Annotated in this window: 16 protein-coding genes; 12 read left to right on the forward strand and 4 right to left on the reverse strand. The window is 71.9% G+C overall.

Annotated features, from left to right (window positions below; all coding sequences use genetic code 11):
* Positions 1-18 precede the first annotated feature (18 nt).
* The 10 genes from NAMU_RS01315 to NAMU_RS01360 all read left to right on the forward strand — a co-directional run bounded on the left by NAMU_RS01315 (position 19) and on the right by NAMU_RS01360 (position 8,888).
* On the forward strand, positions 19-1,488 hold the full coding sequence (locus NAMU_RS01315) for a nucleobase:cation symporter-2 family protein (protein ID WP_012814171.1): 1,470 nt from the start codon (positions 19-21) through the stop codon (positions 1,486-1,488).
* Positions 1,489-1,558: 70 nt separating this feature from the next.
* Positions 1,559-2,812 (forward strand): aldolase/citrate lyase/malate synthase family protein, encoded by a 1,254-nt coding sequence (locus NAMU_RS01320; protein ID WP_012814172.1) that lies wholly within the window; start codon positions 1,559-1,561, stop codon positions 2,810-2,812.
* 36 nt (positions 2,813-2,848) lie between these two features.
* Positions 2,849-3,151 carry an urease subunit gamma gene (locus NAMU_RS01325; RefSeq protein ID WP_012814173.1) on the forward strand — a complete coding sequence of 101 codons (303 nt, stop codon included), beginning with the start codon at positions 2,849-2,851 and terminating at the stop codon, positions 3,149-3,151.
* A gap of 30 nt (positions 3,152-3,181) precedes the next feature.
* Positions 3,182-3,517 (forward strand): urease subunit beta, encoded by a 336-nt coding sequence (gene ureB, locus NAMU_RS01330; RefSeq protein WP_012814174.1) that lies wholly within the window; start codon positions 3,182-3,184, stop codon positions 3,515-3,517.
* Positions 3,518-5,221 carry an urease subunit alpha gene (locus NAMU_RS01335; RefSeq protein ID WP_012814175.1) on the forward strand — a complete coding sequence of 568 codons (1,704 nt, stop codon included), beginning with the start codon at positions 3,518-3,520 and terminating at the stop codon, positions 5,219-5,221. It begins immediately after the preceding gene.
* 100 nt (positions 5,222-5,321) lie between these two features.
* Entirely contained in the window at positions 5,322-5,795 is a 474-nt protein-coding gene (rraA, locus tag NAMU_RS01340) for a ribonuclease E activity regulator RraA (RefSeq protein ID WP_012814176.1), read from the forward strand.
* Entirely contained in the window at positions 5,792-6,520 is a 729-nt protein-coding gene (locus NAMU_RS01345) for a hotdog family protein (RefSeq protein ID WP_012814177.1), read from the forward strand. The genes rraA and NAMU_RS01345 overlap by 4 nt, the downstream gene beginning before the upstream one ends.
* 181 nt (positions 6,521-6,701) lie before the next feature.
* Positions 6,702-7,358 carry an urease accessory protein UreF gene (locus tag NAMU_RS01350; RefSeq protein WP_012814178.1) on the forward strand — a complete coding sequence of 219 codons (657 nt, stop codon included), beginning with the start codon at positions 6,702-6,704 and terminating at the stop codon, positions 7,356-7,358.
* An 88-nt stretch (positions 7,359-7,446) separates the two neighbouring features.
* Positions 7,447-8,169 (forward strand): urease accessory protein UreG, encoded by a 723-nt coding sequence (gene ureG / locus NAMU_RS01355; RefSeq protein ID WP_012814179.1) that lies wholly within the window; start codon positions 7,447-7,449, stop codon positions 8,167-8,169.
* A complete protein-coding gene (locus NAMU_RS01360; RefSeq protein WP_012814180.1) occupies positions 8,166-8,888 on the forward strand; it encodes an urease accessory protein UreD in 723 nt (240 codons plus the stop codon). Before ureG ends, NAMU_RS01360 begins: the two co-directional genes overlap by 4 nt.
* Here NAMU_RS01360 and NAMU_RS01365 read toward each other — a convergent pair.
* Positions 8,864-9,256 carry an HNH endonuclease gene (locus NAMU_RS01365; RefSeq protein ID WP_012814181.1) on the reverse strand — a complete coding sequence of 131 codons (393 nt, stop codon included), beginning with the start codon at positions 9,254-9,256 and terminating at the stop codon, positions 8,864-8,866. The genes NAMU_RS01360 and NAMU_RS01365 overlap by 25 nt on opposite strands.
* Positions 9,257-9,309: 53 nt before the next feature.
* On the opposite strand from NAMU_RS01365, the gene NAMU_RS01370 reads away from it, so the two are divergent.
* Positions 9,310-10,149, forward strand: coding sequence for a Cof-type HAD-IIB family hydrolase (locus NAMU_RS01370; protein ID WP_052307735.1), 840 nt, complete (start codon positions 9,310-9,312; stop codon positions 10,147-10,149).
* A 70-nt stretch (positions 10,150-10,219) separates the two neighbouring features.
* Here the strand turns inward: NAMU_RS01370 and NAMU_RS01375 are convergent, their stop codons facing one another.
* From NAMU_RS01375 to NAMU_RS01385, 3 genes are all read right to left on the reverse strand, one after another.
* Positions 10,220-11,440: a serine hydrolase domain-containing protein gene (locus NAMU_RS01375; RefSeq protein ID WP_012814183.1), complete on the reverse strand. Its 1,221-nt coding sequence runs from the start codon at positions 11,438-11,440 to the stop codon at positions 10,220-10,222.
* A 39-nt stretch (positions 11,441-11,479) separates the two neighbouring features.
* Positions 11,480-13,060, reverse strand: coding sequence for a D-alanyl-D-alanine carboxypeptidase/D-alanyl-D-alanine endopeptidase (gene dacB / locus NAMU_RS01380; RefSeq protein ID WP_217180704.1), 1,581 nt, complete (start codon positions 13,058-13,060; stop codon positions 11,480-11,482).
* Positions 13,061-13,130: 70 nt separating this feature from the next.
* Positions 13,131-13,325 (reverse strand): hypothetical protein, encoded by a 195-nt coding sequence (locus NAMU_RS01385; RefSeq protein WP_012814185.1) that lies wholly within the window; start codon positions 13,323-13,325, stop codon positions 13,131-13,133.
* 118 nt (positions 13,326-13,443) lie between these two features.
* On the opposite strand from NAMU_RS01385, the gene NAMU_RS01390 reads away from it, so the two are divergent.
* On the forward strand, positions 13,444-16,287 hold the full coding sequence (locus tag NAMU_RS01390; RefSeq protein WP_012814186.1) for a helix-turn-helix transcriptional regulator: 2,844 nt from the start codon (positions 13,444-13,446) through the stop codon (positions 16,285-16,287).
* The last annotated feature ends 73 nt before the right edge of the window (positions 16,288-16,360 follow it).

The following is a 16,360-nucleotide window of genomic DNA, read 5'->3' on the forward strand; positions in this document are numbered from 1 at the left end:
TGCCAATTGGGAGGACTCATGGGATTTCGGCCGAAATTGGGCGCCGACGGCAAGCCGATCGAGTCGGTCGACGAACTGCCGCCCTGGAAGCACCTGATACCGCTGGGTCTGCAGCACGTGCTGGCCATGTACGCCGGCGCGGTGGCCGTTCCGCTGGTCGTGGGCGGCGCCCTGATCTCGGCCGGCAAGCTCAGTCCCGACGACCTGGGCTACCTGGTCACCGCCGACCTGTTCGTGGCCGGCATCGCGACCGTGATCCAGTCGATCGGCTTCAAATGGTTCGGGGTACGCCTGCCCCTGATGCAGGGCTGCACGTTTGCCGCGGTCTCGCCGATGATCGTGATCGGGTCCCAGTACGGCGTCGGGGCAATTTACGGTTCGGTGATCGCCTCGGGCATTTTCATGATGCTGCTGGCGCCGATCTTCGCCAAACTTGTCAGATTCTTCCCGCCGCTGGTGACCGGCACCGTCATCCTGATCATCGGTCTGTCGCTGATGGGGGTGGCGGCCAACTGGATCGGTGGCGGCATCATCACCGACGGCGGCGCGCCGATGCAGAACGTCGCGCTGGCCGCCGGCACCCTGATCCTGATCGTGCTGATCGAGCGGTTCGCTCCGCCGGTGCTGGCCCGTATCTCGATCCTGCTCGGCATCCTGATCGGCACCCTGGTGGCGCTGCCGATGGGCCTGGTGCACTGGGGCAAGGTGGGCAGCGCCGACTGGGTGGGCATCACCACGCCGTTCTACTTCGGCTTCCCGATCTTCGAGGTGGCCGCCATCGTCTCGATGTGCATCGTCGCGCTGGTGATCATGACCGAGACGACCGGTGACATCCTGGCCATCGGCGAGATCGTCGACGTCAAGATCGACAGCCGCCGGCTGGCCGACGGGCTGCGGGCCGACGGGCTGTCGACCACGCTGGGCGGCATCTTCAACACCTTCCCCTACACGGCGTTCGCGCAGAACGTGGGCCTGGTCTCGATCACCGGGGTGCGCAGCCGGTACGTGGCCACCTTCGCCGGTGGGGTGCTGATCCTGCTCGGCCTGACCCCGAAGATGGGCGCCATCGTCGAGGGCATCCCGCAGCCGGTGCTCGGCGGCGCGGGCATCGCGCTGTTCGGCATGGTCGCGGCCAGCGGCGTCCGGACCCTGTCCACGGTCAAGTTCAACAACAAGAACATCCTGGTCGTGGCGATCGCGCTGGGCGTCGCGATGATCCCGGTGGTGCGGGACTCGTTCTACAACGACTTCCCGAATTGGTTCAAGACCATCTTCCATTCCGGCATCTCGGCCGGCGCCATCGTCGCGATCCTGCTCAATCTGTTGTTGAATTCCGACAAGGTGCGGGCGCAGGCCGACGCGCAGGCGCTGGATGCGCACGGCGGGGCCGGCTACGACGCGGTGCGGGAAGTGACCGCGGTCGATCCCGCCGAGGCCGCGGCCGAACTGGCCGAGGCCGACGAACTGAGTTCGAGGACGAAGCAGTAGCCACCGGACGGGATGTGCGGCAGTGGGTACCGGCGCGGTGACCAGGGCGAGTGAGCAGAGTGAGGTCTGAGTGAGGGTGGTCGGTCCGGCCCTGGAGGCGGCCGGTGACGTGCTCACTCCGGCCGCGCTGGCCTTCGTCGCCGACCTGCACGATCGGTTCGCGCTGCGCCGTGAGCACCTGCTGGCCGAGCGGCAGCGCCGGCAGGACATGGTCTCGGTCGGCGAGCCGATGGACTTCCTGCCGGAGACGGCCGCGGTCCGGACCGAGGACTGGCAGGTGGCTCCGATCCCCGGCGAGCTGGCCGGGACGTGGTCCACAGTTCCGGTGATCGACCTGTCCGATTCGATCTCGCCGTCCTGGCCGCACCTGATCGCGGCGCAGCGCCGCGCCTGGACCGGGCCGGTCCGGTTCCGCCCGCGCGGGCTGCACCTGCCGGAGAAGCACCTGACCGTCGACGGCGATCCCGCGGTGGCCGCGCTCGTCGATGTCGGGTTGTACCTGTTCCACCAGCGGGACCCGGCCGGCCTGCTCTCGCTGCCGCTGCTGGAATCGCACCTGGAGGCCCGGCTCTGGGCCGACCTGCTGGAGTACGCGGCCGCGGCGCTCGAGCGGCCGGCCGACGCGGTCAAGGTGATCGTGTCGGTCGACACCGTCTGGGCGGCCTTCGAGATGGACGAGCTGCTGTTCGAACTGCGCGAGCACGCGATCGGACTGGAGCTGGGGCTGTGCAACTACCTTTTCTCGATGGTCAAGACGTTCCGGGGGGCCGGAACGGAGTACGTGCTGCCCGAGCGATCCCGGCTGGACGCCTCGGCGCCGTTCCTGCAGGCCTGCTCGGACCTGCTGGCGGCGACGGCCCGACGACGCGGCCTGGCCGGTCCCGCCGACCGGGGCCCGGCCGTCGACACGGTGATCAGTGGCAAGGACCTGCTCGACATCCGGACCGTGCCGCTGGTGGTCACGGCGGAGGGCCTGCGGGACACGATCGCGACGGCGCTGGAGATCCTGATCAACTGGCTCGCCGGCACCGGCGCGATGACCATCGCCGATCAGCCGGTCGATCTGGCCACCGCCGAGCTGTGCCGTAGCCAGCTCTGGCAGTGGCAGCGCAACCGGGTCGCGCTGGAGGGTGGCCGGCGGATCACCGGCCACCTGATCGTCGACGAACTGGATGCCGCCACCGAGCGGCTCGCCGACCGGTGGGCCGAGCGGCCCGGCGGCCGCGAGCTCCTGGCCGGGGCCCGGAACCTGCTCTTCGACGCGATCAGTGCGGTGCGCTTCACCGGGTTCATCTCCGTCCCCGCCTACGAATCGATGCCGTGACATGATTCCGCTCGTCCGCCAACCCGGGAGGCCCTGGTGCACCTGACCCCCGCCGATACCGAGAAGCTGTTGCTGGCCGTCGCCGGCATGGTGGCCCGGGACCGGCTCGCTCGCGGCGTCAAGCTGAACTACCCCGAAACCGTTGCCCTGCTGACCACCTGGGTCATCGAGCGGGCCCGGGACGGTCGTTCGGTCGAGGAGCTCATGGTCGCCGGGCGCGAGGTGCTCGGCCGGGACCAGGTGATGGACGGGGTGGCCGAGATGCTGCCGGACGTCCAGGTCGAGGCCACCTTCCCGGACGGCCGCAAGCTCGTCACCATCCACCAACCGATCGCCTGAGCGAACGTCGCTCGTACCGAAGGAGCTGGTATGGCCGCAGGGTCGACGAGCGGTCCGGGGGCCATCCGGACCGCGCCGGGATTCATCGAACTGAACGCGAACCGGTCGGCCGCCGAACGGATCGAGCTGGTCATCGTCAACACCGGCGACCGGCCGGTCCAGATCGGCTCGCACGTGCACCTGCCGGACGTCAACGGCGCCTTGGACTTCGACCGGGTAGCCGCCCGGGGTTTCCGCCTGGACATCCCGGCGGGGACCTCCCGCCGGTTCGAACCCGGTGCGTCCCGGTCGGTCTCGGCGGTCGCGCTGCAGGGCCGGCGCCAGGTCCCGGGTATCGCGATCAAGTCCACCCCAGGGGAGCTCTAGATGGTGCAGATCTCGCGCGCGGACTATGCCGCCCTCTACGGGCCGACGGTCGGCGACCAGGTCCGGCTGGGCGACACCGACCTGTGGATCGAAATCGAGCAGGACTACACCGCCGGTGGTGAGGAGGCGGTGTTCGGCGGCGGCAAGTCGATCCGGGAATCCATGGCCCAGGGCAGCACCACCCGGGCGCAGGGTGCCCCGGACACGGTCATCACCAACGCGATCATCCTGGACCACTGGGGCATCGTCCGGGCCGACGTCGGCATCCGGGACGGCCGGATCGTGGCCATCGGCCGGGCCGGCAACCCGGACATCGCCGACGGGGTGCACCCGGACCTGCAGATCGGGCCGTCCACCGACATCATCTCCGGCGAGGGCAAGATCCTCACCGCGGGCGGCATCGACACCCACGTGCACCTGATCTCGCCGTCGCAGATCGTCGAGGCCCTGGCGACCGGGCTGACCACCCTCGGTGGCGGCGGCACCGGGCCGTCCGAGGGCACCAAGGCGACGACGGTGACCCCGGGCGCGTGGCACCTTGAGACCATTCACCGGTCGATCGATCCGTACCCGATCAACCTGCTGCTGCTCGGCAAGGGCAACACGGTCTCGATGGCGGGCCTCAAGGAGCAGGCCCTGGCCGGGGCCGGCGGGTACAAGGTGCACGAGGACTGGGGTTCCACCCCGGCCGCGATCGATGCCGCCCTGCGCGCGGCCGACGAGTGGGGCCTGCAGGTCGCGCTGCACTCCGACTCGCTCAACGAATCCGGCTACGTGGCCTCCACGATCGCGGCCATCGGCGGCCGGTCGATCAGCGCGTTCCACGTGGAGGGCGCCGGCGGCGGGCACGCCCCGGACATCCTGACGCTGGCCGGGCTGCCCAACGTGATCCCCGGGTCCACCAACCCGACGCTGCCGCACACGGTCAACACGGTCGCCGAACACCTGGACATGTTGATGGTGTGCCATCACCTCAACCCGGCGGTGCCCGAGGACCTGGCCTTCGCCGAGTCCCGGATCCGGGCAACCACGATCGCCGCCGAGGACATCCTGCACGACATGGGCGCGGTGTCCCTGACCTCGTCGGATGCGCAGGCGATGGGCCGGATCGGCGAGGTGGTCTGCCGGACCTGGCAGGTCGCGCACGTGATGAAGAACCGGCGGGGCGATATCGGCGGCGGCCTGCCCGCGGACAACTTCCGGGCCCGCCGGTACATCGCCAAGTACACGATCAACCCGGCGATCACCCACGGCATCGACCACGAGGTCGGATCGGTCGAGCCGGGCAAGCTGGCCGACCTGGTGCTCTGGGAGCCCAAGTTCTTCGGCATCCGGCCGGCCGTGGTGCTCAAGGGCGGCGGCCTGGTCTGGGGCGCACTGGGCGATCCGAATGCGTCGATCCCGACGCCGCAGCCGGTGCTGATGCGGCCGGCGCTGACCGACGCGATCGGGGCCCAGCTCTCGCTCTCGTTCGTCTCGCCGTTCGCCCTCGAGGACGGGCTGGCCGATCGACTCGGCCTGCGCCGCAAGCTGTCCGCGGTCAAGCCGACCCGGGACGTGGGCAAGGCGCAGATGATCAACAACGACGCGCTGCCGGACATCGTGATCAAGCCGGATACCTTCGAGATCTCCATTGACGGCGAGGTCGTCGTGCCCGCCCCGGCGCAGCGGCTGCCCCTGGCCCAGCTGTACTCGCTGTTCTGACCCCGACATTTGCTGTTGATCATGGGCAGAGTGCCGTTCTGGCGCAGCCAGAACGGCACTCTGCCCATGATCAACTCCAGGGCGTGCGAGGATCGGTGGCATGAGTACGGCAGATCTGTATGACGAGTACGGCGAGCGCCTGCAGTCCTGCGACACGCAGTTCCGGCAGTTCGGCGGACGCCGTGATTTCGACGGAATCGTGGCCACGGTGCGGTGTTTCCAGGACAACGCGCTGCTCAAATCGATCCTGGGCACCCCCGGCCAGGGTCGGGTGCTGGTGATCGACGGCGGGGGATCGGTGCACACCGCGTTGACCGGCGACCTGATCGCCCAGCTCGCCGTCGACCACGGTTGGGCCGGGCTGGTGATCAACGGTGCGGTGCGGGACAGCGTCGCGCTCGGCGCCCTGCCGCTGGGCATCAAGGCGTTGGGCACCAACCCGCGCAAGAGCAGCAAGACCGGAGCCGGCGAGCACGAGGTCGACCTCGAGTTCGGCGGCGCGATCTTCCGGCCCGGCGACCACGTCTGGTGCGACGACGACGGGGTGGTCGTCCTGCCCGCCGCGGCGCAATGAGCTGGGGCCACGGCACCCTGGTCCTCGACCCGCGCGAGAACGGGCCCCGCGGTTTCGCCAACGGCGGTTTCGCTTGCGGCGCCCTGGCCGGTTTCGTGCCCGGTGATCTGGCCGAGGTGACGCTGCGTGCGCCGATCCCGGTCGGCGTGCCGCTGGGGGTGAAGTCCCGCCTGGGCGGCGGCGCCCAGCTGCTGGACGGCGGACGGCAGGTGCTGGCCGAGGCCGTCCCCGCCGAGCCGTTCGTCGCCGAGCCGCCCTACCGGCCGACGGTCGCGCAGGCGCAGGCCGCCTGGGCCGCGCACCCGTTCCGCGGGCTCGACCTGCCGCTGTCCGACTGTGTGGTCTGCGGCGCGGAACGTCGGGACGGGCTGCGAATCTGCTTCGGTCCGGTGCCCGGGCACCCGGAGCTGATGGCCAGCCCGTTCACCGTGCCGGCGGCTTACTGCCAGGACGCGGGCGTGCTGCGGACGCCGGCGGTCTGGGGCGCGTTGGACTGCCCGAGCTACCCGGCGGAGGCGGTGCGTCGCGGCCGGTTCGCCCTGCTGGGCCGGCTGTCCGCGTCCCAGCGCCGCCCGATCATGGTGGGGGAGGAGCTGATCGCGGTCGGCTGGACCGAATCCATCGGCAACCGGTCCATGCGCACCGCCAGCGCCCTGCTGGCCGGCGACGAGATCGTCGCGTCCGCCCGGGCCGTGTGGGTGGAGGCCAAGCCCGATGCCGTCTGACCCCGAGCCGGGTGTGGCGCCCGATCCCCCTTCGCCGAGCGTGCGTCCCGACCCCCCCACGTCGAGTGGGCAGAAAGTGCCCCTATCAACCGCGGATGAGGGCGGTTTCTGCACACTCGGCGGGGGAGCCGGCGGCGGGGGCGGGGGTGCCGGCGGCGGCGGCGGGTCCGAGGTGCTGCTGATGCTGCTGGCCGACGCCCGGCTGCCGACCGGCGCACACACCCAGTCGGCCGGCCTGGAACCGGCCATGCGGCAGGGCCTTTCGCTGGCCCAGGTGCCGGCCTACATCCGCACGCGGCTGCGCACGGTGGTGGCGGTGGAAGCCGGGGCGGCGGTGGTGGCCCGGCACGTGGCGGTCGCCGCTCCGGCGGACCTGGCCGACGGGCTGCGGGCGGTCGACGACGCGTGGCGGGCCCGCACGATCAGCCCGGCGCTGCGGGAGAACGCCGAGGGACTCGGGCGCGGGTATGCCCGGCTGGTCACCGGACTGTGGCCCGATGCGCCGGCGAGCGGGGCGCTGCGCGCGGTGCGCCGACCGACCCGGACGGTGGCGATCGGCGTCGCCGGGGCACTCGCCGGCCTGACCGGGCGGCAGGTGGCCCGGTTGATCGGCTACGACGACGCCCAGACCGTCGCCGCGGCCGCGCTCAAACTCGATCCGCTGGATCCGCTGGTGGCCACCGGCTGGGTGGTGCAGGCCGCCTCCGACATCGACCGGATGGCGGCCGCGGTCGCGTCGCTGACCGCGCCGGGCCAGATCCCGGCCGTCGCCGGCCCGCTGATCGAGCAGTGGGCGCAGGTGCACGCGGTCACCGGCCAACGCCTGTTCCGGGCCTGACCCGCTCGCTCGTCGGCGTTAACAATCTCGAAACCGATCGCGCACGAACGGGGTTCGGTTCCCGGACGGGCTGGGGTTAGGCTGATTCGTGCCCGATACCACCACCCGGACGACCCTCCGGCTCGGCGTCGCCGGCCCGGTCGGCACCGGCAAGTCGTCGATCATCGCGCTGATCTGCCGTGAGATGGCCGCCGAGCTGCAGCTCGGCGTCATCACCAACGACATCTACACCGATGAGGACGCCCGCTTCCTGCGGTCGGCCGGCGTGCTGGACCCGGAACGGATCCGGGCGGTCGAGACCGGGGCCTGCCCGCACACCGCGATCCGGGACGACGTCACCGCCAACCTGCTGGCCGTGGAGGACCTCGAAGCCGACTTCGCCCCGCTGGACGTGGTGCTCGTCGAGTCCGGTGGCGACAACCTGACCGCCACCTTCTCCCCGGCCCTGGTCGACGCCCAGCTGTTCGTGCTGGACGTGGCCGGGGGCGGTGACGTGGCCCGCAAGGGCGGCCCCGGGATCGGCCGGGCCGACCTGCTGGTGATCAACAAGACCGACCTCGGCCCGTACGTCGGCGTCGACGTCCCGCAGATGGTCGCCGACGGGCAGGCGGCCCGGGACGGCCGGCCGGTGATCGGCCTGTCCCGGACCGACCGGGCCTCGATCGACCAGCTCACCGGTTGGGTGCGCGCCACCCTGCAGTCCTTCCGATCCGGTGGTCACGTGGCCGTCGACCCCGGCCCGATGGCGCCGCACTTCCACGCCGAGGCCAATCTCTGGCACGCGCACGACGAGGCGCAGCCTCACTCGTGACGCTCATCGCCGTCGACCCGGCCCCCGGCCGGGCGCGGGTCACTCATACCCCGGGGCCGATCGCCGCCCGGGTGCAGCGGGTCGATCAGGCCGGCGCCCGGGTCGCCCTGGTCGCCACCACCGCGCTGCTGCTCGGTGGTGATCGCGTCGAGCTGGACGTGCGGGTGGGCCCCGGCGGCTGGCTGGACGTGGTGGAGACCGCCGGCACCGTGGCCTACGACGCCCAGGGGATCGCGTCCAGCTGGCTCATCCGGGCCGACCTGGCCGCCGGCGCCACCCTGACCTGGAGCGGTGAGCCGTTGGTCGTTGCCGACGGGGCCCGCGTGCACCGCTCGACCACCCTGGACCTGGCCGCCGGGGCCAGCGCCTGCTTGCGCGAGACCCTGGTGTTCGGCCGGGTCGGCGAGGCCGGTGGAGCCCTGCGGGCCACCACCCGGGTCCGGCACGAGGGCGCCGACCTGCTGGTCGAGGACCTGGACCTGCCGGATGGGGCCGCCCGCCGCGCCCCCGGCCGGCTCGGCCCCGCTCGGGTGATCGACACCGTGCTGCTGCTGGGTCGCCAGGCCGCGCCCACCCCGGTCCTGCCCGCCGGCACCCGGTACGACCTGGCCGGCCCGGGGACCGTGGCCCGAGTACTGGCCGGCGACACCGACCGCGGCGGCCTGGACCCGGTGTGGCGGCAGTGGTGCGCCGATCAGGCCGGCCAGCGGCGCAGCTGACCGTCCAGGTAGGTCGCCGCCCGCCGCTGCCCACCCCGATCGTGGATGGCCGCGCGGAACCGGAGCAGCGCCTCGCCGATCGCCGCCCGGTCCGGCGCCCAGCCGCGGCGGTCGCATTCGGCCAGCCAGTCCACCGGGGTCCGGTGCCCGCGGTCGTTGTTGCAGCGGGAGCAGGCGGCGACCTCGTTCTCCAGCCACGACGGGCCGCCCTTGACCCGCGGCACCAGATGGTCGGTGGTCGGCCGGATCAGGGTGGTGAACCCGCGGCCGCACCACAGGCAGTGCGCGCCGTCGCGGTCCAGGACGACCGCCAGGCGGGCCGCCCGGTTGAGTTGGGTGCGCCGCTGCGGATCGTCCACGCGTTCCATGGTGCCGGGTCCCGGTGGTCGGGTCGGGTCGATCGGCAGGGGAGAATGGCCCGGTGACCTCCCCCACCCCCGATCGCTCCGCGACCGACCGCTCCCGGACGGATGTGCCGGCGATGGTGGTCACCGATCTGGACGGCACGCTGCTCGACGAATCCGGCATGAAGATCAGCGACCGCAACCTGGATGCGCTCAACCGGGCCGCCGCGGCCGGGGCTCGGGTCGTGGTGGCCACCGGCCGGCCGATCTGGTGGCTCGGCCCGGTGATCGAGGCCGGTTTCACCGGCATCGCCGTGTGCATGAACGGGGCCGTCGTCTACGACGTGGCCGCCGGCGACATCATCGCCGCGTCCCCGCTGACCGCCGAGACGATGCAGACCTTCGTCACCGGTCTGGAGCAGGAGACGGACACCTTCTCGCTGGCCGTCGAACGGCTGGGCATCACCCTGCAGGCGTGCATCGCCGAGCACGACTACGACCACCCCTGGGCGTTCGGGTACTTCAAGCGGGCCGACCGGGCCGAGCTGCTGGCCGAACCGGCGGCCAAGCTGCTGGTCCGGGGCCGCGGCGACTCCCGATCGCTCGCGCTGGCCGCCCGTGCCGTCGGCGCGGAAGAGGTCTCCATCACCTACTCGACCGACGACGGCCTGATCGAGGTGGCCGCGGCCGGGGTGAACAAGGGGACCGCGCTGTCCGAGCTGGCCGCCCGCTGGGGGATCGACCGCAAGGACGTGATCGCCTTCGGCGACATGCCCAACGACCTGGAGATGCTGCACTGGGCGGGGTTCAGCGTCGGGATGGGCAACGCCCATCCGGACGTCGCCGCCATCGTCAGCGAGGTCGGCGCCCACCACCACGAGGACGCGGTCGCGCAGATCCTGGAACGCTGGTTCTAGCTCCCCGATCACCACCGGCCGGCGCCGGTACCTCGACCGGTCACGGCGCCGCGGGGCCGGCGCTGCGTCGCTACGAGCCGTCCAGCGCCAGGCAGATCGCGGCGGCTTCGGCTCGCTGGAGGGCGTCCAGTACCTGCAGTTCCTCCGGGGTGCCGCCGGCATTGCGGGCCAGCGTCATGGACATCGTCGCCGAGCGGGTGCCGTCCGGGCTGGCGACCATGAACTGGGTGTAGCCGGGGGTGTTGCCGGTGTGCCCGTAGACGGTGCCGCAGGGGGTTTGGTAGCGGAACAGGGCCAGGCTGGCGGAGTTCTGGCCCGGCCCGGGCGGCCCGGATTCACCGCCGGGGATGAACAGATCGGTTTGCCGGGCCTGGGTCTCGGGCCCGAAGAGCTTCCCGCCGACGTAGCCGCGGATGAAGGTATTCAGGTCCGCCGGGGTGGAGACGATCCCCCCGGACGCCCACGCCCAGCCGGCGGCCACCAGCTCGGTGACATCCTCCGGCGCGCCCTGCTCATCCAGGTCGTAGCCGTGCAGCGTGGGTTCGGGCATCTCGGTGCCCACCGGCAGGGAGGTGCTGTCCAGGCCGAGCGGCGCGAAGACCTGCTCCTGCAGCACCTCCGCGTAGGTTTTTCCGGTGGCCGCCTGGATCATCAACCCGACGACGATGTTGTCGGTGTTGTCGTACATGTACCGGCTGCCCGGCGGGAACACCAGCGGCTCGTCGTAGACGAACGTCAGCAACTGCTCCGGTGGTAGCGGAGTATCCAGCGAGGCGCCGGCCGCGGCGCCGAAATCGGCGTTCTGGGTGAAGTCGGGCAACCCGCTGGTGTGGCTGAGCAACTGGCGCAGGGTGACGTCGGCCCAGGCGGCGGGCAGATCCGGCAGCCACTTGCCGATCGTGTCGTCCAGCGAGAGCTTCCCCTGGTCGACCAGGGACAGCGCGGCCGCGCCGCTGAAAGCCTTTGCTGCCGAGGCGATCCGCATGTGATCGGTCGCCTCGGGCGCCGCCCCGGTGGTGGTGTCGGCGACGCCGGCGGTGTGCACCGTCTGCTTGTCGCCGACCTGCACGATGGAGATGACGCCGGGCGGCCCGCCCGGCATGGCCACCAGTTCCGCCAGGGCCCGGTCGAGATCGTCCGCCGGTGAACCGGTTTCCGACGCCGTTGGTGACACCGTGGCCGCAGACTTCGTTGTCGATGCGGCTTCGGTGCCGCTGGTGCACCCCGCGAGCACCAGAGCCCCGGCCGCGACCACGACCAGCAGGCCGCGGCTCTTGCGTGTTGCCCTCATTGCTTTGTCAGACCTTCCGGTGACTGTTGCTGGTCGAGCTCAGTACGCCTGCTGGATGGACGCGACGACCTTTCCCACGTCGTCATTGGCCTGGAAGATCCCGTTGATGTCGGGGTACAGGCTGTTCGTCGAGAACACCGCGAACGCGAAGTGCCGTCCGCCCTCGGTGTCCATCTGCCCGCCCAACGCCTTGACCGGCAACCGGTACCGGTCGTTGAAGGCATCCCCGGCGGCCAGGGTGCCGGTCTTGCCGAAGACCTTCCCCGCGGACGGGCTGGTCGACTGCACGGTCGCCAGCGACCCGTCGACCCCGAGGATCGGCAACGTGTCCAGCCATTCCTGGGAGTCCGGCCGTTTCGCCATGATCGTCTGGAGCTGGACCTGGCTGTTCGGCGTGACGTAGTTGCCTTCCAACCCGGACCCGTCGACGAGCACGACAGCATTGGTGTCCAGCCCGGCCGCCTGCCAGATCTCCTGCCCCTTCCGCAGCCCCTGCTCGCAGTCATCACTACCGGCGGCCACCGCCAACCGGCAGAACATCGCCTCGCCGCCGTTGTTGTAGCTGATCTTGTTGATGTAGGTGATCTCCTCCTTGAGCGGGAGCGAGGTCAGTTCGGCCACCGAGGTCAATCCGTCGACGTCGGCCTTCGGCGGCAGGGCGGAGTCCGGATTGGTGGCGACCGGGTCGGCGGTGACGGTCACGCCGGCCCGGCCGAGGGCCTCGATGAAGGCGGTGCGGGCGTAGGTCGCCGGGTCCTTGAACAGGTAGACGTTCACCACGGGCGCGCTGTCCGCTGCGATGGTGCCGGTCAGCGTCACCGTCTTCTCGTCGGTGGAGGTCGGCTTGATCTGCGTTTTCCCGCCGGCCTCGACGGTCTGCACCTGGTTGTCGATCTGCCACGGCGCGACGACCGGGCTCATGACGATGGACGCCGGCTGGCCGGGAGTCGTTGCGGTGGTGGTGAAGTCGATGACGTTCTGATTGATGATGATCGGCGTGACGGGGTTGCCAACCAGGTCGTGCGGTTGCCACAACCGGTCGTCGACGATCACGTCGCCGGATACCTCGTTGATGCCGGACGCCTTGACCTGTGCGGCGAGCTCGTTCAACCCGGTCAGCGGGTCCTCGGTGGTGAGGGTGGCGCCGGGGATGCCGTTGGCGTCGTTGTGGTCGAGGTTGGTGAAGTCCACGGTGCCGTCGGGCTTGGTGCGGCCGCCCATCGTGATGTCGCCCTTGCCGACCAGGACGAGGTCCCCGTTCAGGGTGCCGCCGGTGACCTCACCGGTCCGTTTCACCGGGGTGGTGACGGTCGAGTCCGGCCCGAGTTCCTGCCACGCGGCGCCGGTGCTGTAGGTCTTCGTCACCGACGCCGGCTCGAAGAGGGTGTCCGGGTGCAGCGAGACGATCTGCTCGCCGGTGTCGATGTCGCGGACCGAGATCGCCCACTGGCCCAGGGCGTACTGGGGCTGGTTCATCACGTCCAGCGCTTCCTGGGGGAGGCCCGGCACCGAGGTCAGGCCCTCGGAACCGGTGCCGGCCGACGACGACACGGCCGACGACGGGCTGGTCGATGCGTTCGCGCCCGCCGCCGACGATGGCGTCGAACTGCTCGAGCTCACCGTCGTCGAGTTCCCCGTGCAGGCAGCCAGGCAGAGCACCGCCGCGCCTGCCACCAGAACGCGGCTCGTCTTACCTGTCAACATCTTCGGTCCCCTCTGGCGCACCCTGCGGTGCGACGTTCTCGATCTCGTCGTCGATAGCGCTGAACAGGCCGAGCCGGCCGGTGAACGTCCGGACCCGACCGCTCGGCAGCGTCAGTGTGCCGGTGATGAGGTCACCGGCCCGGCCGACCTCGATGCACAGATGAAGCCGCTCGACGCTCACCCCTGCATCCTGTCCGGACCCGGCCGGGTATGTCTCTGGGGCCACCCCCAAGGTCCACCCCAAGATTCGCTGCGTGATGGCCGCTGCTGGAGCTCGACCGATTTGCGATCATGGCGGGATGACGGGGCGGGCCAGCGGCGACGGCGGTCCGTCGGCGGGCACCCTGTTGGAACGGGCCGGAGAGATCTCGGCGATCGCGGACGCGTTCGGAGCGGCCGCCGACGGCGAGGGCCGGGTCGTGGTGGTGGCCGGCCGGGCCGGGATCGGCAAGTCGAGCCTGCTGGCCGAGAGCCAACGAGCGGCCCGGGCCGGCGGGTTCTCGGTGCTGACCGCCCGGGCCAGCGACCTGGAGCGGGAGTTCGCCTTCGGGGTGGCGCGGCAGCTGTTCGAACGGGCCGTGCGGCGGTCGCCGCAGTGGTGGGCCGGCGCCGCCGACCAGGCCCGGGCGGTGTTCGACGAGGTCCCGGCGGCCCCCGGCGGGATCTTCGAGGACGTGTCGCAGTCGGTGCTGCACGGCCTGTACTGGCTGGTCGTCAACGCCAGCGCCGACGGGCCGTTGCTGCTGACCGTGGACGATCTGCAGCTGTGCGACCGCTCGTCCCTGCGGTTCCTGTCCTACCTGAGCCGGCGGTTGGACGGGTTGCCGGTGGTCGTCGTGGCCGGCTACCGGACGGCGGGCCAACCACCGGCCGACGCCGCCCTCGACGAGCTGGTCGGGGACCCGGCCACCCAGCTCGTGCAGCCCCAGCCGCTGACGCTGGAGGCGGTGACGGAGGTGCTGCGTCGGCGGATGGGCACCTACCCGGCGCCGGAGTTCGCCGCCGACTGCCGCCGGGTGACCGGCGGCAACCCCCTGCTGCTGGACGAGCTGGCCCGCGCCCTGCAGGCCGACGGGGTCCGCCCGGACGCCGCCTCGGTCGCGGCGATCGCCACGCTCGGACCGCGGGCGGTCTCCCGCACCGTGCTGGCCCGGCTGGCCCACGCCGGGCCACAGGCCATCGCCGTGGCGCAGGCGCTGGCGGTGATCGGCGATTGGGAGGGCGTGGCCATGGTGGAGGCCGTCACCGGCCTGGACGCCGACGAGATCGAGGCGGCGACCCGGACCTTGCTGCGCGCCGAGATCCTGCAGCCCGGTTCACCGTTGCGGTTCGTGCACCCTCTGGTGCGCGATGCCGTCTACCGCGAACTGACGCCCGTCGAATCCGAACGACGGCATCTGCGAGTGGCCGATGTGCTGCGGACGATGGGGCGCCCCGACGAGCAGATCGCCGCCCACGCGTTGGCCCTGCAGCCGGCCGGCCGGGAGTGGGTGGTGACGGTGCTGCGGGCGGCCGCGCTGATCGCGGTCCACCGCGGCGCGGCCGACGACGCGTTGGCCTACCTGCGGCGCGCGGTGATCGAGCCCGCCCCCGACGATGTCCGGCCGCGGCTGCTGCAGGAACTGGGCATGTCCGAATCGCTGGCCAACGAACCGGTGTCGGCCATCGAGCACCTGCGCGCGGCCTACCAGCTCGCGTCCGCGCCGGCCGACCGCGGCGAGATCGTCGGCGTGCTGTCCCGAATGTTGATCTTCACCAACCCACCGGGAGAGGCCGTCGAGCTGCTGCGCCAGGCCCGGGCGACACTGCCGGCCGACTTCGGCGATCTGCACGATGCACTGGTCGCGGTCGAGCTGTATGCGGGGCACTTCGGAGCCGACGACGCGGACGCCGGGGAGCGATTGTCACTGGTGCGGGTGCCGGGTCCGGGGTCCGGGCCGGGCGCGCGGATGCTGGCCGCGACCGCGGCCTGGGACCGGGCCCTGACCGGGGCCCCGATGGCCGGCTGCGTGGCCTTGGCCCGAGCCGCCCTGGACGACGGGGTGCTGGTCCGGGCCGACCCGTGGTTCATGTCGATCGTGGCCGCCGGCGTGCTGGTGCTGGCCGACGAGGCCGGTGCGGCCGACGTCTGGGCGCGGATGCTCGCCGACGGGCTTCGCAACGGCTCGCAGCTGACCGTCAGCGGGGTTCGGCTGTGGCAGGGCTGGAACTTCCTGGAATGGGGCGCGCTGGACGAGGCCGCGCACGCCCTGGGGCAGTACGAGACCGACACGATCCGGCGCGGCGGGCAGCACGAGAGCGGCATGGCCTACTGGGCCGGGTTCCACACCCGGCTGCTGGTCGACCGGGGTGACCTGGCCGGCGCACGGGCCGCCTGGGGGCGGGCCGCGCCGGCCGCGCCCGGGTCGGACGGGGACCTGCTGCTGCGCCGGGCCGAGCTGGAGGTGCTGCTCGCCGAGGGCCAGTGGCAGCAGGCGCTGGAGGCCGCCGACCGGTTGGATGCGGTCCGCCGGCGGGTGGTGAATCCGGCCTGGGTGCCGGTCGCCGGTCTTCGGGCCCGCGCGCTGGCCGGGCTGCAGCGGTGGTCCGAGGCGACCGCGGCGGCCGAATCCGGAGTGAGCGCCGCGCGGCAATGGGGTGCGCCCCGCACGGTCGGGTCCGCCCTGCGGGTGCTGGCCGGCGTGCTCGACGCCGCCGGATCCGACTCCTGCCTCCCGGTCTTCGACCAGGCCGTCGGCGCGCTGGCGGACTCGCCCGCCCGGTTGGAACTGGCCCGGGCCGAGGCCGGTCTGGGCGGGGCCCTGCGCCGCCGCGGCCAGGCGGTGGCCGCCCGCCCGCACCTGGCCCGGGCGGTCGAGCTGGCCACCGCGTGTGGGGCCGACTCCGTGGCGGGCCCGGCCGCGGCCGAACTGCGGGTTGCCGGCGGCCGTCCGCGGCAGCGGGCGCTCACCGGGATCGAGGCCCTGACCCCGAGTGAACGCCGCGCCGTCGAGCTGGCCGCCGCCGGCCGGACCAACAAGGCCATCGCCCAGGAGCTCTTCGTCACGCCCAAGACGGTCGAGGTGCATCTGTCCAGCGCCTACCGCAAGCTCGGCGTCACCTCGCGCGGCGAGCTGGCGGCGTTGTGGGCGCGGGTCGGCTGACCGGCGCCGTCGGGTCCGTTCACCGAACGTGAGGGCGCTGGCCGGCGTCCGCGGCGCCCGGGTGCGCGCGCCA

It is taken from the genome of Nakamurella multipartita DSM 44233 (assembly GCF_000024365.1).
In the GTDB taxonomy this organism is placed as follows: domain Bacteria; phylum Actinomycetota; class Actinomycetes; order Mycobacteriales; family Nakamurellaceae; genus Nakamurella; species Nakamurella multipartita.